Annotated in this window: 13 protein-coding genes; 6 read left to right on the forward strand and 7 right to left on the reverse strand. The window is 34.7% G+C overall.

Going from position 1 to position 15,379, the window contains the following annotated elements; all coding sequences use genetic code 11:
• Positions 1–39 precede the first annotated feature (39 nt).
• Positions 40–357, reverse strand: coding sequence for an STAS domain-containing protein (locus LBU54_RS08325; RefSeq protein WP_224528232.1), 318 nt, complete (start codon positions 355–357; stop codon positions 40–42).
• A 209-nt stretch (positions 358–566) separates the two neighbouring features.
• On the opposite strand from LBU54_RS08325, the gene LBU54_RS08330 reads away from it, so the two are divergent.
• Positions 567–710 carry a hypothetical protein gene (locus LBU54_RS08330; protein ID WP_224528235.1) on the forward strand — a complete coding sequence of 48 codons (144 nt, stop codon included), beginning with the start codon at positions 567–569 and terminating at the stop codon, positions 708–710.
• A gap of 24 nt (positions 711–734) precedes the next feature.
• Here LBU54_RS08330 and LBU54_RS08335 read toward each other — a convergent pair whose 3' ends face one another.
• Genes LBU54_RS08335 through LBU54_RS08345 form a run of 3 tightly spaced genes read right to left on the reverse strand, consistent with a single transcriptional unit; the run spans position 735 to position 3,453 of the window.
• On the reverse strand, positions 735–1,736 hold the full coding sequence (locus LBU54_RS08335) for a type I phosphomannose isomerase catalytic subunit (RefSeq protein WP_224528237.1): 1,002 nt from the start codon (positions 1,734–1,736) through the stop codon (positions 735–737).
• A gap of 17 nt (positions 1,737–1,753) precedes the next feature.
• Positions 1,754–2,245: a glycosyltransferase gene (locus LBU54_RS08340; protein WP_224528240.1), complete on the reverse strand. Its 492-nt coding sequence runs from the start codon at positions 2,243–2,245 to the stop codon at positions 1,754–1,756.
• A gap of 20 nt (positions 2,246–2,265) precedes the next feature.
• A complete protein-coding gene (locus LBU54_RS08345) occupies positions 2,266–3,453 on the reverse strand; it encodes a response regulator (protein WP_224528242.1) in 1,188 nt (395 codons plus the stop codon).
• Between the two features lie 183 nt (positions 3,454–3,636).
• Here LBU54_RS08345 and LBU54_RS08350 point away from each other — a divergent pair, with 183 nt between their 5' ends.
• The 3 genes from LBU54_RS08350 to LBU54_RS08360 are packed head-to-tail and all read left to right on the forward strand — an operon-like array spanning position 3,637 to position 9,450.
• A complete protein-coding gene (locus LBU54_RS08350) occupies positions 3,637–6,726 on the forward strand; it encodes a hypothetical protein (protein WP_224528245.1) in 3,090 nt (1,029 codons plus the stop codon).
• Positions 6,726–7,940: a hypothetical protein gene (locus LBU54_RS08355; RefSeq protein ID WP_224528248.1), complete on the forward strand. Its 1,215-nt coding sequence runs from the start codon at positions 6,726–6,728 to the stop codon at positions 7,938–7,940. Before LBU54_RS08350 ends, LBU54_RS08355 begins: the two co-directional genes overlap by 1 nt.
• The gene (locus LBU54_RS08360; RefSeq protein ID WP_224528250.1) at positions 7,933–9,450 is read left to right on the forward strand and encodes a glycoside hydrolase family 2 TIM barrel-domain containing protein; all 1,518 of its coding nucleotides are present in this window, start codon (positions 7,933–7,935) and stop codon (positions 9,448–9,450) included. Before LBU54_RS08355 ends, LBU54_RS08360 begins: the two co-directional genes overlap by 8 nt.
• Here LBU54_RS08360 and LBU54_RS08365 read toward each other — a convergent pair.
• Genes LBU54_RS08365 through LBU54_RS08375 form a run of 3 tightly spaced genes read right to left on the reverse strand, consistent with a single transcriptional unit; the run spans position 9,440 to position 12,312 of the window.
• On the reverse strand, positions 9,440–10,654 hold the full coding sequence (locus tag LBU54_RS08365; RefSeq protein ID WP_224528252.1) for a glycosyltransferase: 1,215 nt from the start codon (positions 10,652–10,654) through the stop codon (positions 9,440–9,442). The genes LBU54_RS08360 and LBU54_RS08365 overlap by 11 nt on opposite strands.
• A 34-nt stretch (positions 10,655–10,688) precedes the next feature.
• Positions 10,689–12,011 carry an oligosaccharide flippase family protein gene (locus LBU54_RS08370; RefSeq protein ID WP_224528254.1) on the reverse strand — a complete coding sequence of 441 codons (1,323 nt, stop codon included), beginning with the start codon at positions 12,009–12,011 and terminating at the stop codon, positions 10,689–10,691.
• Positions 12,012–12,033: 22 nt separating this feature from the next.
• Positions 12,034–12,312 (reverse strand): STAS domain-containing protein, encoded by a 279-nt coding sequence (locus LBU54_RS08375; protein ID WP_224528256.1) that lies wholly within the window; start codon positions 12,310–12,312, stop codon positions 12,034–12,036.
• Between the two features lie 155 nt (positions 12,313–12,467).
• Between LBU54_RS08375 and LBU54_RS08380 the strand changes: the two genes are divergently transcribed.
• Together LBU54_RS08380 and LBU54_RS08385 are read left to right on the forward strand one after the other, a co-directional pair.
• A complete protein-coding gene (locus LBU54_RS08380; RefSeq protein ID WP_224528257.1) occupies positions 12,468–14,531 on the forward strand; it encodes a tetratricopeptide repeat protein in 2,064 nt (687 codons plus the stop codon).
• Positions 14,532–14,647: 116 nt separating this feature from the next.
• Positions 14,648–15,163, forward strand: coding sequence for a hypothetical protein (locus LBU54_RS08385; protein ID WP_224528259.1), 516 nt, complete (start codon positions 14,648–14,650; stop codon positions 15,161–15,163).
• Positions 15,164–15,379 lie beyond the last annotated feature (216 nt).

Here is a 15,379-nt window from a genome sequence, read left to right on the forward strand (position 1 = left end):
ATGCGCTACATTGCACTTTACATCAAAAAGCTATATTAATTAGGCGGCTACAATTGAACCGTTGGGTACTGAAACCGTATTTGTTTCTTCTTCTGATTTAAAATGATCGTATAATTCCTTGCATCCAATACCAACAATTGATAATTTCTTTGATTTGGTAATTGATTCGTTGTGTAATCTAGCAAGCGCCATAACACCCGCTCTATCAATACTTTCTATATTCTCAATATTGATGATTATTTCATCTTGCTTTTCAAAAATATTTGAAAAATGTGCATTAAAGGTTTTTAAACTAAGTTTGTTTAAGGTCCCTTTGATTTTAAATCGGTTATTGTAACTTGTAATTTGCAGATCCATAATAAATAGATGTTAATTCATTTGTACTAATTCAGGGCTATTAATCAGTAAATTTGGTGCTAATAATCTTCGAGGGATTACTTAAATTTCGCATAAATTGAACAGGCTATATCATAAAATCGACAAAATGCAATATAGATTTGTTTAGTTGAAACCATGTACCATTTTTTTCGATGAACGACGTATATAAATTAAGGGCTTTTTAAAACATGAAATACAATTACAAAGTAACGCTTATGGCCATACTTGCCCTAATTACAATTTACGGTATTATAACAGGTAAGTACTTATTCTTGGTATTAATGTTTCCAATTGGCTTTTTATTTAAGAAAAAAGAAGATGATAAAGAATAAACTATTAACAACCTTAGGTTTAAGTTATGATGCCTTTTGGTCACAGGCTTTTAAGTTACTATTTATATAAACTTCTAAAACCTTAGCATTGGTACCATTAATGGTCACTTTATCGGAATTTGCCGGCAAAAGTACTGTTTCGCCCATTTTAATGATCTCAGTTAGACCATTTTGAGTAATTTCTGCATTGCCCTCAACGCACATAAATATCACAAAGGAATCGAGACTAGTATAATTCTTATGAACGTTACACACTACATTAAAAATGTTCGTCGTGAAAAATTGGCAGTTTACCAAATTACTCGATGTATCTCGCTTTAAACTATACTTACTTTTACCTAATGACGGGAAAACCTTTGTTGCTTGCGTAGCCAGTTCTGTGTGCAGCGCTCTTGTATTCCCTTTTTCATCTACTCTATCCCAATCATATACGCGATAGGTGATATCGCTGGTTTGTTGTATCTCGGCAACCATTACGCCTGCACCAATGGCATGCACTTTTCCTGCTGGAATAAAATAACTATCACCTTTATTCACTTTTACAGAATTAAAGATCTGCTTAACATTCTTAGCATTTATTGCACCCAACTTTTCTTTAGCTGTGTTATGGTCTTTTAATCCCAATATAATTTCTGCATCTTTTTCATTATCCATGATGTACCACATTTCGGTTTTCCCAAAAGAATTGTGGTATTTCCGAGCCATTTGATCATCCGGATGTACTTGGACCGATAGATTGGTTTTTGCATCTAAAAACTTAATCAACAACGGGAATTCCTCACCGAAGCGTTCTAGATTTTTCGCACCCATAAAGTCACCTTTAAATTTATTTATCAATTCATTTAAGGATTTTCCCTTATAAATACCATTAGAAACAATAGATACATTATTATTTACGCCAGAGATTTCCCAGCTTTCACCTAGCGTTTTAGAGTTTGACGCTTTATTAAAAACGGTAGTTAATTTTTCTCCTCCCCAGATTTTCTCTTTTAAAATAGGATTGAATTTTATTGGATACGCTTTCATTATTCTGATATTGATAATTATACTATTATTAGATTAAGTCCTCTCGACACTTCTTTACCCTGTACTTTCTTTAAATAGTCCATCAAGGAAAAAACACTCTTAAATAACGTTGGCTTTATGATATACTTACTTTTTAAATCTCTATCATAGCTGATAATAGATTCCGTTTCGGTGCATATCAATTCTATTATATCGCTTAGATTTAAACGATAAGATTTCAGGGTATTGACATCTAAGCAAGCTAAATGTCTTAGGTCAAAATTGTTAAACATGTATCTGGCACCAGCTCTTTTTGAAGCCACTATAGACACGTGCTTTTTTATTTCGACAATTGAGACACTAGAGCAGTTTTCTTTGATTTCTCTGAGCAATTCTAGTGTATCGTCTTTACTTTCGTTGTCCACAAGACAAAATTCTATTTGATCTGTTGATTTTAATTGGTCAATTATGGTCTTTGTTTTTATATCGTCTTGATTATTATTAAAAACAATGATGATTCCTAATTTCATTTAGCATACTATTTAATGAATTAAACAACTTCTAACGTTACGTCCATATCAGCTAATTTTTGATTTTTTCTTTTTCTGTAAACCCAAGCTATTTGCGCTAATTGAAATACGATTTTTACTGAGTCTTTCATGGATAGTTTAGAACCATCGGCATGAATCCATCTTTTTAAGGGTTGCTCACACAGTAGGCTTTTCGCTTTTTTCAAACCATAGTGCATCGTCATGCGCTTAAATATTTCAACATCAAAAATCCATTGCGTCACAAATTTCTTCCCAAAAGCAATATCAATAACATCTTTATGGAAAATCTTAGCACCACATTGGGTGTCTTTAAAATCCATGGACAAGATTTTTCTGATTATAAAATTGATCGTTAAGCTTATAATTTTTCGCGCAGACTCTTTGCTAATATTTGCTCCCATCCTAGAGATTCTAGAACCGCTAACAATTTTAAAATTCGAAGTTTCTATGGTCTTTACCAAATCATCAAAATCAGCAAGGTCTGTTGAGAGATCGGCATCAAGGAATCCTATATAATCTAGATCCTGCTTTTCAGCCATGTGTAGCATGCCAAGTCTAACCGCTTCGGCTTTACCGCCATTTTTCTCACAATCATAAACAGTAATGTAGCCTTCTCTTCCTTTTTGTAAATCCTTTAGAACCTTTAACGTATTATCCTTGCTACCATCATTTACAAAACATAAATGATAACCGGAATTTGCGTCTACAAATTTTAAAAACTCATCACTCAACAATCTCTCTTCCTCATTGTAACATGGTATTACTACACCAACACATCGTTGCTGAATCATAACATTAGCATTTGACATTAACGCTGTTTTCTTTTCAGGTGCTCCAATAAGGTGCTTAACCCTTGCACAAATCTCCACAAGGCTTAATGGTTTTTTCATGTAATCATTAACACCTAGTTCAAATGCTTTTGTAATCGCATCGTCTTTCGTATTACCAGACAAAATCATAATAGGCGTTTGTGAATCTTTAGTTATTCTAATATGTGTTATGACCTCAAATCCAGAGATATTAGGCATATTTAAATCTACTATCACTAAATCTGGATTAAACTCATCATAAGTATCCAAACCTTTGATTGCATCAGTTTCAATAGCTACTTCGTAACCTAAATCCTCAAGCCTCTTCTGTAGTGGAAGTAGTACTAATTGTTGATCATCTATTGCTAGAACCTTCATAATACGTTGATTTATGTTTTAAATTCAAGTCAAAAGTATAGGTATTGACGTCTGAAATTTTTTAATTTAGATAAATACCGAACTTAGTGTAGACGAACAGCAATTTGCTGTAGATGATTAAAAACGGTATGGCTTCCTTAATTATATATCTTTACACTATTGATATTAGCATGAAAGACATCAATGAAAAACGCCTCGAACAAATATCTTATTTCTGCATTACTTATTGGAATAGCATTCCATGGTACGTCTATATTTTTCACTTTAGAAACCACTTATGACGCCCTTATTCATCTGTTTTTTGCAGAACACTATTCCAACAATTGGTTTGAGCCTTGGAACTATAAATGGTATACAGGATTTACTGTAATGAGTTATCCGCCATTGGTGCATCAATCCATTGGCGCACTGTCCTTTATTGGAGGCTTAAAATTTGGCTTATTCACTGTAGCTCTTATTGCTATTGTCTTATTTATAACTGGTGTCTATAGGTTTTCGCTATTAATGACATCTAATAGGACTGTTGCAGGCTACGCTTCAATACTTGCTGTTTTTTCATCGTCGTTCGTAGAAACATTGCATATTTTTGGACAACTTCCAAGTATTATTGGTATTTCGGTATTAATGCATGCCTTACCAGAAATATATCTGTGGCTTAAAACTGGGAAGAAACGCTATTTAGCTACTTCGCTTTCTCTTATTGCAGTAACAGTGACCTCACACCATGTGACACCTATCTTTGGAATGGTATTTTTTATTTTTCCACTTATTGGTATGGTCATAATGGACGATGCGAGAGAACGGGTAAAATCTATCGAGGCTGTTACTCTTAATGTTTTTATTAATAGTTTTTTTAAGCTTTTTAAACGCATTATCAGTTTTGGATTACTCTCCTTAGTCACTATAATAGGTTGCATATTACCTTATTGGATCAATTCTAAAAACAACCCAATTACCCAAGTCCCAATACCACATGGTTCACGTGATAATTTTCTTGAAATAACCTCATCTGGCTTGGTATTTTTTCTTATTCCTTGGGGTATGTTATTAATACTCCTTCCCTATATTTTCTATAGATATTACAGCAAACGGTATCTATTTTTTGGGTTATCGATCACCATCTTGTTTGTGCTTGGCACAGGTGGTACAACACCAATACCTAGGCTTGTCTTGGGTGAAACAGCGTTCAATATTTTAACATTAGATCGTTTTACGCTTTGGGCGTCTATCATGTCCTTGCCTCTTTTTGGCGAGTTTGCATATCGATTTGTTGAAGGTGATTTAAAGACATTGATACAAGAACGATTTGGTGGTGTATATCACAAATTAGCTGGTGGAATATTAGCTGGTCTGTTTATTTTCATGACCATATTTACGATGAGTCTTGGTTATTTCAGACCATCGCAACCGCAAAAAATTAAGATGCAGCCCATCGTAAATTTCCTTAATCAAGACCAGCACGATCAATGGCGTTATATGACCTTAGGTTTTGGGGACCAAATGGCTTGGCTTTCTGCACAAACAAAAGCCATGTCGGTAGATGGCAATTACCATTCTGCAAGACGATTACCAGAACTTACCACACGTCCTATAGAACGCTTGGAGAATTCTAAATTTAAAGGTGTTGAAGGTATTGGATCACTACAACAGTTTTTAACTACACCCGAGAAATACAATCTTAAATATATTTTCTCTAATGATAAGTTCTACGATCCCATTTTATATTTCTGCGGTTGGCAACGGCTAAGGCAGTTAGAAAACGGCATTATGGTTTGGGAAAAACTCAATGTACCACCAGTATCGTCTATTTTACCAAAAGAAGATGTGGCCATCTGGCAAAAACTACTTTGGGGTGCGGTACCCTTTTTAACGGTTTTAATCGCCTTTATACTAAATGTCCAATTCTTATTGGTACATGCTTTGAAGACACGATATTCTGCACCGCCAGTATATATGAACTTTAAAAATAGCTACACCAAATTTTCAAAAGATGCATTCAGAATTACACATGTGTGGTCCTATATATTAGCCGTAATTGTATTCTACGGCATTTACACTATTTACATTAAAAATGAAGCCCACCACTCACCAGAAAACACCGTATTGGCCTATTACGATGCATTGGATTTTAAAGAATATGAGACGGCATATAGTCTTATAAACCCAGAAAGCGACTTGTCTATTGCGCAATATATGCTCGAGATTTCTGTTACTGATGGCTTATTGAGTTCCTATGCAAAACTCGATGCCATTAAAACCGAAACCTTAAGTAAAACAGATAGTCTTGCAAGCCTAAAAGTCGTTACCGATTGGATTACGCCTCTTGAAAAAATAAGTAAGACGTACTACAAAAAACTCGTTAAGATTAAGCGCAAATGGTACCTACAACCAGAAGACATTAATTTAGATTTACCACCAGATCAACTCTATTCCAGTAACCAAATTAAGTACTTTAACCAAGGGCGAAGACGCATCACAACTGAGCAAACCTACCATGAAGATATTTTAAAACAACCTGTTTTAGAAATATTAGATGCAAAATTGGTGAAATATAAAATGAGTTATGCCATAGTTGGTGAAGTTCAAAATATAGATAATGTACCTGCCGATGTGTTACTCAAGGGCACACTTTACAATGATAACAATGAAGCCCTTGCTAGTTACAATGCAAAGGATGTGGTTAAACACAAATTAATGCCTAAAGAGGTTTCATCCTTCAGAATTAACTTTGAAGGTATCGCCTGGTCAAAAACAAAAGACTCCATACCTTCAACCTTTAATCCGGATGAATTTACACCAGTTGAGCTAGAAGAACAACCCACCAAATTTAATTTGCAGGTTGCCGGTAATGTCTCAGGTTCTGATTTATTCAAAAACACAAGTGTCTCTATCAATTCACTCAAGGACCAGAATCTTTATGGTAATTTGGTTAATACAGGTACTGAAGAAGTGACTATTCCACAGTTACTAATTTCATATTATGATGAAAATAAAAAACTAAAATGGGTAGATCATCTATTTTTAGAAGAAGGTATAAGACAGCAACGAAAGCAAAACTTTAGGTATGAAATAATAGATGACAGCCCGGCAATTCTAGTCAATGACAATATGGAAAATTGCTTTGTCAATGGCCTACCCAATAAGGATATTGCCAGTAAAATTGTAGCCAACCGCATTCAAAATCATCATAATGAAGAATACCAGGCTATAGATCACGCTCAATTTAAATATATTAAATTAGAAATCAACACCTATATCGGTAGTCCAAACTAATGTCTCAAAACTATTTTTACATACCATTTATCGCACTAGTTTTTATTTGTACGGCATTCTTTGGCTACAATGGCAGTACCGATCCAATTCGTTTGTCGACGAAACAACATGAATATATTGCTGGTGATACTATTACTCTGGAATTTGAAACTACTGGTAATGAAAACGCAGTTTTATATTGTTCTAATAGTTATGGATCTATTTTATTACATGCCAAAAACGAAAATAACAAGCTAACCTTTATTGTTCCTGATTCATTTTCAAAAAAATCAGGTGTTTTAAAGTGGCAACTTGTTAATACATCCGCGCCATTACAAGGCCATCTAACTATAAAACCGCAACAATATATCAACAGTATTGAAAGCTATTTAGGCCCTCCAAGTATTGAAGCAGGCGGTACGGATTACAGTATGCTTGTGGTAATCCCAACCGATATGCATGATAACCCACTAGCTGACAGCACAAAGGTAGATGTAAGGCATCAATTCATGGAAAATGAATTTTCAGATGAGATTTATACAAAACACGGATTCGCATACAGAACTATTTATTCCTACGATAAAAAAGGGCGAATAATACTTAGCACATCGTGTTTGGGATTAAACTCTAAAGAATATGATATCAATGTAATGCCTGCAGTACCTACTGATTTCACAATTACTGCAGAACGCATTCACAGTTATGCAGATGGTAATCAAATCACAACATTTACAACTTCAGAAATAAAAGATCGCTACAATAATACTGTTAGTGATGGTACCTTCGTCTCATTTTTTATTACAGATAAAAACGGCAATAAAACAACCACTTCCGGAAGTACTATTAACGGCATTGCCACAGCGAAAATGTTGCATCCAGACCATGAAGACCAATGGACCATTAAAGCGTATATTGAAGGCATGGCAAATAGTAATTCCATACTGCTAGACTACAAACAAGCTATATCAGATTTTGATGTTGCGCTTTCTAAAGACAGCAGAACAATTACTATTGGACCAATACAAAGTTTTATGAACCAACGGATACCAGATGGACTCGATATTACTTTAAAAGTGTTTAAAAACGACAGCTTAGAAAACACGCTATTAGAACAAAGTTATCTAGGCTATGCAACTTTTAAGTTAAATCAAGACCGATACCCAAAGGGCAATTACCATTTTATCATAGAAAGTGCTGGCCTTACCAAATCATTTAACAATATCACCTATGAGTAATCCCAGCAAAAACATATTACGAGGTGTTATAGTATTAACCTATATCATAATAATGGCAGTAGTTATTTATGGCCTTGCAGCCATCTTTACATACTTAAATACTGGAGCGGACCGAAGCACAATGCTTCATACCGAAATTAAACAAGTAGAACACTATTTACCTAAGGTAGTTTGGGCACCTTTAAACAACGTAGGTAGACCAATGGATACGCAAACTCTAAAATCTATTGAAGACGATTATTTAGACGCCTGGTATGTAAAACACGTAGCTTTTAAATCGAATACTACCACTGGCATTGACGATTATTATACCGAGAGTGCACGTGAAAATCTATATAATATCATTACCATTAATTCTGAAAATGAAAACAGTATTGATGCCACAACCCTTTTCCACAATATCACCTTGGAGTTTTTTAGTGAAGACGGACAACTCGTTGTATTAACAGATAAGGATGTAGTTGAATACAAACGCCTTTTTAAATCTGGGAAATATTTAACCGAAATAAATGAAATATCAACCTATAAAATAACGCTTTTACTTGAAGACGGTTTCTGGCGAATAAGACATTTGGTTAGGGAGAAAAGTGAAACCCACAATCCTAAAGTTAAAAATTTACCTATAAATAGTTCAGAATTAAAGGGCATAAATTACTATCCACAAGATTCGCCTTGGGATATGTATGGTGACAAGTTTGATGCTAGTATAATTGACGCTGATTTTAAAGTTATCAATGAAGCAGGTCTTAATAGTATTCGAATATTTGTGCCTTATGAAGACTTCGGAAAATCCAGTGTTACACCTGATAAATTAGAGAAATTAAAAAACGTTTTGGATCTGGCCCACAAGAATAGGTTAAAGGTTCTAGTAACGCTTTTTGATTTTTATGGCGACTATTCGGTTTTAGACTGGTCGCTTACCCAAAGGCATGCAGAAAGTGTAATTAATTATATCAAAAACCATCAAGCACTATTAGGATGGGATATTAAAAACGAACCCAATTTAGATTTTGAATCGCGTGGAAAGGAATTGGTACTTGCATGGTTAGATAAAATGGTTGCCCATGTTAAAGCTGAAGATCCTAATCATCCTGTAACAATTGGCTGGTCTAATGTAGAAAGTGCCACGTTACTTAAGGATAAATTAGACTTTATCTCCTTTCATTATTATAAAGACCTTGACCAACTTGAACCGTCTTTTAATAGCCTAAAAGCAACAACTAACCAACCTGTGATTGTTACCGAATTTGGCTTATCCTCTTACAATGGCTTTTGGAATCCTTTTGGAAATTCCGATGAGGATCAGGCTAAATATCATAAAGACATTCAAACTATTTTTAAAACCAATGGTATTCCGTATATGTCCTGGACCTTATACGATTTCACCGAAGTACCAAAGGAAGTCGTAGGCGGACTTCCTTGGCGTAAAAATGCACAAAAGCATTTTGGTTTTATTGATAAAAATGGGTTGAAAAAGGCTTCGTTTAAGTTTATATCTTCTAAAGAATAACTTCTTGAGAAGCCGGTTGTTCTAAATTTTTATTTCCAAATATTTGCTTGAAACTACCAATATACATTTCGGCAATTTGTGACATTGGGTGGGCCGTTGCAGCTTTGTAATTAGCTTTGGCGATATTTAACCTATGTGCTTCATTCGTAACCAAAACCTCAATGGCCAAAGCTAAACTTTCGACATTCGTAGGATCAAAAAATTCACCTCTGTAACCTTCATCCTGAACTAACAAAGCCAAGTCTCCTAAATCTGGCATAACTACAGCCTTACCATAGCTTCCTGCTTGGTGCAATACACCAGAGCTTCCCGTTGTTGCGGTATATGGAAATACTACCACAGCACTATTGTTAAATATCACTGGAACGTCTTCTTCCTCAACATAACCTGTGAACCTTACCTGCGGAATGTGCTTATAATCTTCACGTACTTTAGCCAAATAGCCAGGTACATTTGGATTGTCCGTACCAGCTATTACAACTTCTAGATTTAGTCCAGTAGATTGTCTCACCATTTCCACAGCTTCAATCATGCCTTCTACTTTTTTATAGGTACCAAATTTTCCAAAGGTCATAATTTGCATTGGTCCTTCTGGCAAAGTATAATTTGGCTCTTCAGGAATTTCAAATGTGCCGTGCGGAATCAACTTTACATTCTTTGCATTATACTTGCGCTCTAAAATATCGACATACTTTTGCATGGTAACGGCAACGGTGTCTGCTTGCAGAATTAATCGTGTTAATGAAGAGCCTATAAATCCATACAGTTTCTGCATGAGTTTATTTGATGTAAATCCTGCACTTCCTAAATCGACTTCTTCTAAAATATTATGAAGCAGAACGATATTTGGAATACGCTTTAACCTGCAAACTAATGGTAACATTAATCCTAAAGCCGCAGCAACTTTTTTATCACCAAACTTCATAAATTGAAGATTAAATAATACGGAGTCTGGTGCCGTTTGGTTAATGGCCTTTGTTACTGAAAAAATATTCTTGTAGCTATTAAACGACCAACATTCCTTAACAGTTATCTTGCATCCTGCTTCTGAGAAGTTCAGGTCTTTTTCACCTTCCGTTCTGTCCGTTAATAAAATCAATTCTGTGATGTCTTGATGTTGTCTAAATTGCTTTACCAAATGGTATGCATATTCGTTAAGTGTTACTTTACTCGGTGGATACGCTGTTACGATTGCTAATTTCATTTTTCTTTGTTTAATTACAGTACAAATGTGCGCATTAAAACCCACTAAAATCGTTGTCCTTAGTTAGGTTGCCCTTTTCTGTAGATGAATGGTTTTTTACTTTAGATAAGCTATTTTTCTGAATATGGTTTTCATATTTAAAAAACCCTAGCTGAATTACCAATAACAGAATCATGGCAATAATCTGCATATGCACTACTTGGTCTAGAGATTGGTGAAAAACAATTACCAAGGCCATTTGAAGCATTCCGAAGACACCAGAGATAATAACAGGAATGTATTTATCCAAGGATAAGTAGTAATATGCAAATATGTTTGAGATGGCAAACATGGATGTAGCAATGGCATATTTCCATAAAAGTGGTGCCATGGCCAAATAATCTTCACCAAATAGAATCTTAATAATTAATTCTGGAAAGCTTAGGCAGGTCATAACAATGATCGTAGATATCACAGCAATATAGCCCACGTATTTAAATAATACCGAAGCCGTTTCTTTTCCTTCTTTCTTTAATTGCACAACTGCTGGCAAGAGTAGCATTACAAACATCCAGGCTATGAAGTAAACGATACGGCCTATTAGCGCCAATGACGCATACAAACCTGCTTCATACGATTCAAAGTAATGTTTTACCAATAAGATGTCACTGTTGTTAATTATAATCTGTGTTAACTCATAAAACGCTGTCAATAAAAAGAAACGCTTTATCTGCTTGCCATAATGATCTTCTAAAACAATAGTCTCTCTAAAACTGATATGGCTTCTTTTAAATGGAAACAATCCAAAAACAAAAGACAAGAAAATCCCAATGGCGATAACTGCAGACGAGGTAATATTAAAGACCAATATTATACCAAGGGTAATCAATAATCTACTTAACATTTCACCTTGATAGGTAATCGATAGCGATTTATAAGCTTTTTTACCCTGAAAGGTTCCTCTGTTAACACTCATTAAAAAGTAAAGCGGCACACCACATCCAAAAATCACAAACATAGACTTTGAAGTGGTATTAAATAGTGTTTGTAGCTGACCAGCAAAACCCACAATAGCTATCCCTAGAATAACACCAACCAGTAATGCTTGTTTATACACTTTGGTAACAAAACTTGTAAACACGTTATTCTCAAATAACACTGAAAATTTTGCTGTTACCAATTGAAATGTCATGGCGATAAAAGACAGTACTAAAAGAAATGTAATAAGCACAGCTGCATCCGCAAACGCTGTCGGTCCTAATACACGTCCTAAAATAAGGTTATACAAATAATTACCGCCATTAACGGCTAAAACACTAACCATAAACAACTGCTCTGGCGATAATTTCTTCGATTTTAATGTAGCTAATAATTGCATGTTATTTATTGTCTAAAAAGAATTAAGCTGCGGCTTTAATTGTATTCTTATCCTGGTTGATTTCGCTACCATCACCAAGAACACTAAATACAGTATTTGATGATTTTGCATAGGCATACAATTCTCTGAGGGTCATTAAACCATTAATATCCATAAATGCAATATGCTGTAGATCTATAATTACTTTACCACATGTATTTAATAAAGTTTCACAGTAGTTTTTTAACTGATTTGCAGTAGTAGAATTGACCATACCTTCTACTGTAAATATGCCGTTGATTTCTGTAATTGTAAGTGCCATAATTTTGTGATTTTTATTATGTTTTTTGTTTGTTTCTGACACAAATATCTTGTGTATTTCCATGTATGAGCCTTCTATTTCGACGGATGACGCTTTGCTGTAGATGAATGAAGCCGTAGATGTCCGTAACTTGCAAATAGTTAAATGAAACAGCAATGACAACATTAAAAACACTTATTAAAAGTTTGTTTTTTATCCTAGCACTAACCTGTTATGGGCAAAATATGCAGGACGGGTTTACCTATTTAGAAACAGGTAAATATGCAAAGGCTGAAACCTTTTTTAATACTATACTAAAGGATTACCCTAATAATAAAACGGCTCGTCTGTGTTATGGACGTGCCATAGGCCTAAATGGAAAAGCGGAAGAAGCCAAGATCTTGTTTAGTGAACTCTTAAGGGACTATCCTAATGATTTTGAGATTAAACTCAACTATGGCGAATCCCTATTATGGAGCAATAATTTTACACAGGCCGAAGGTTATTATAAAAGTTTAGTCACAGAAGCGCCCAATAACTTTGCAGCTTTATTAGGCTATGCCAATACCCTATCTAATTTAAAGGTTTACCAAGACGCATTAATATATGTCAATAAAGCATTAGAAGTTTTGCCAGGTAATGCGAATGCCTTAACGTCTAAAAAGTACATCTATTTAGGTTATGCTTATCAAAACCAGCAAGCTCAAAACTATGATGAGGCGGAATCTCTATTAATTAAAAATCTAGGTTTTTTCGATGATGATAAAGACACGCTTCTAAATCTTGCCAACCTATATATCATTTGGGAAAAGTATGACGATGCCCAAGAAACTTACAAACGATTGGCAGAACAACCAGATTACAATACACAAGCTTTAAATGGTTTGGCTTTAGTAGCACATTTAAAAGGCAAGGAGAACGTTGCATTAAATTTAAGTTCTAAAGCTTTTGCACAATTGAGTAACCACACCGATTCTAAGGTTTTACAACAAACTACGGAGCGTTATGTCCAAGCGCTGATATGGAACAAAAAATACAAACAGGCTGAAAACTTAATCGGTAATCTAATGGCTACACAGCCCAACCAAAATTGGGTATTGGCACTGCGTGCTACATTAAATATTTACAAGAGCAATTTTAAGCAGAGTCTGGCAGACTACAACCAAATACTGGTAAATGACAGTACATCCTTTGATGGTAACTTGGGAAAGGCCAATGCACTAAAAGCTTTAGGACGCACCGACGACGCTCTTAATTCTGCCAAGAACACTCTAAAATTCTATAGCAACCAAAAGGATGCTGTTAACTTTATAAATAAGATAAACCTTAATTTATCACCCAGTTTAGAAAGTAAAGCATCCCATACGTTTGATAATGGCGACAATAAGGCCTATGCCTTATCTGCAAATGCCATCTATCCGCTTTCTACCAAGCTACGTCTATTAGGTACCTATAATTACCGAAACACGTTTAACACGATTACGGATAATAGTGCTACGTCGCATAATGTCGCTACAGGATTAACCTATGAGCTATTACCCAACCTTACCGCAAAAGGTATGGTTGGTTTGTCTACGGCCCAGGCTGAAACAACAGATTTTACACAGCTATTAACTGATCTATCACTCAACATTAAAATCTTTAAGCTACAGACCTTAGATATTGGCTACAGGCGCCAGGTAGAGAGTTTTAATGCCGATCTGTTAGACCGTGAGCTGGTCCAAAACAATTACTATGCTAACTATAACCTCAGTACTAATTTTAATTTGGGCTGGTATACACAATATATCTACACGGCACAAAACGACAATAATACCCGAAATCTGCTTTTTGCATCCTTATATTATAATCTATTGGCAAAACCAGGACTAAAAGTGGGGTTTAATTACCAGTACATTACCTTTAAAGATCAGGTGCCTACGATATACTTTAGTCCAGAAAAATTTAATGCCTACGAGGTATTTATAAATCTTATAAAGGATGAAGCTATTGCCAAGCCTAAAGAATGGTTTTATAATGTAACTACAGCATTTGGCTACCAATATATTGAGGACGACCCAAAGCAAACCGCATACCGTTTACAAGGTGCATTCGGCTACAAATTTTCGGAACGTGCGCTTTTAAATCTTTATGGTACACATAGTAACATTGCCTCTGCCACGGCTGCCGGTTTTACCTTTACAGAAGTAGGCATACGTTTAAAGTGGATCTTGACTAATAAACCCATATTTAAAAATTAGAATAACATCCCTCAAAAAACCGCCAGAAGTTTTGTTATCCCGTAGCTGTAAGGATTAAACGATTATATTTGTTTTGATATAACAAGTTCTACGCAATTTACCAAAACCACTAAAATTTGAAAAGCGAGAAAATAATTTACGAAACAAAGCCAAAAATTTTTAATCCTTATGGAGTTCTTATTTTATTAATAATTGGAACATATTTCGTTTATACTTCTGAATCATTAGTAATAAAAATCTTAATAGGTGGAATATTTTTATCAGCCCTAATTTTTGGAATGATTAGAAATTATTTTGCAAATGGAATTATAATAAGTGAAAACAAAATTGAATTACTAAAAACGAATTTAACTGGAAAAACTCAATCTGAATTTATTGAATTTTCTGAAATTAAAAGCGTGAAATATAATCACGGGCAATATCGACAAGACAGCGCAATTTATTTAAAGAGAAAATTGAAATCGGAACTGAAAGTTTTTATACCAATTAATTCATTTGAATTTGGTCACGTTTTAAAGTTTTTAAACGGAAAAGGAATTGAAATTAATTTAGTTCATTCTGACCAAGAATTACGAATGTTTATAGACGGAAAAATAACAGAATTTCCAATGACGAATGAAAAAACTGCGTAGAACACCGTATATAATTCATTGCTAGTTAAAGCCTACTTACGAAAGTCCTCGCGGACTTTCTATCTGTGATTTATTTGCTAAATTTAGTGCTTAAACACGCAACGAGATCATACACAAAACAGTTGTGAACAATTCGCCCAGGGCGAACTTTAATCTGCGCAGCTTCGCTGACAGTGCATCTTAAAGTAAATTGTTCACAACAGAGCGCTAAACCAA

Source organism: Winogradskyella alexanderae, from assembly GCF_020166335.1.
GTDB lineage: Bacteria > Bacteroidota > Bacteroidia > Flavobacteriales > Flavobacteriaceae > Winogradskyella > Winogradskyella alexanderae.

Coding starts and splice junctions, on each gene's coding strand:
- LBU54_RS08330 (WP_224528235.1), top strand. CDS start 567: ATGAAATACAATTACAAAGTAACGCTTATGGCCATACTTGCCCTAATT.
- LBU54_RS08355 (WP_224528248.1), top strand. CDS start 6,726: ATGTCTCAAAACTATTTTTACATACCATTTATCGCACTAGTTTTTATT.
- LBU54_RS08380 (WP_224528257.1), top strand. CDS start 12,468: ATGACAACATTAAAAACACTTATTAAAAGTTTGTTTTTTATCCTAGCA.
- LBU54_RS08350 (WP_224528245.1), top strand. CDS start 3,637: ATGAAAAACGCCTCGAACAAATATCTTATTTCTGCATTACTTATTGGA.
- LBU54_RS08325 (WP_224528232.1), bottom strand. CDS start 357: ATGGATCTGCAAATTACAAGTTACAATAACCGATTTAAAATCAAAGGG.
- LBU54_RS08365 (WP_224528252.1), bottom strand. CDS start 10,654: ATGAAATTAGCAATCGTAACAGCGTATCCACCGAGTAAAGTAACACTT.
- LBU54_RS08340 (WP_224528240.1), bottom strand. CDS start 2,245: ATGAAATTAGGAATCATCATTGTTTTTAATAATAATCAAGACGATATA.
- LBU54_RS08370 (WP_224528254.1), bottom strand. CDS start 12,011: ATGCAATTATTAGCTACATTAAAATCGAAGAAATTATCGCCAGAGCAG.
- LBU54_RS08375 (WP_224528256.1), bottom strand. CDS start 12,312: ATGGCACTTACAATTACAGAAATCAACGGCATATTTACAGTAGAAGGT.
- LBU54_RS08335 (WP_224528237.1), bottom strand. CDS start 1,736: ATGAAAGCGTATCCAATAAAATTCAATCCTATTTTAAAAGAGAAAATC.
- LBU54_RS08360 (WP_224528250.1), top strand. CDS start 7,933: ATGAGTAATCCCAGCAAAAACATATTACGAGGTGTTATAGTATTAACC.
- LBU54_RS08345 (WP_224528242.1), bottom strand. CDS start 3,453: ATGAAGGTTCTAGCAATAGATGATCAACAATTAGTACTACTTCCACTA.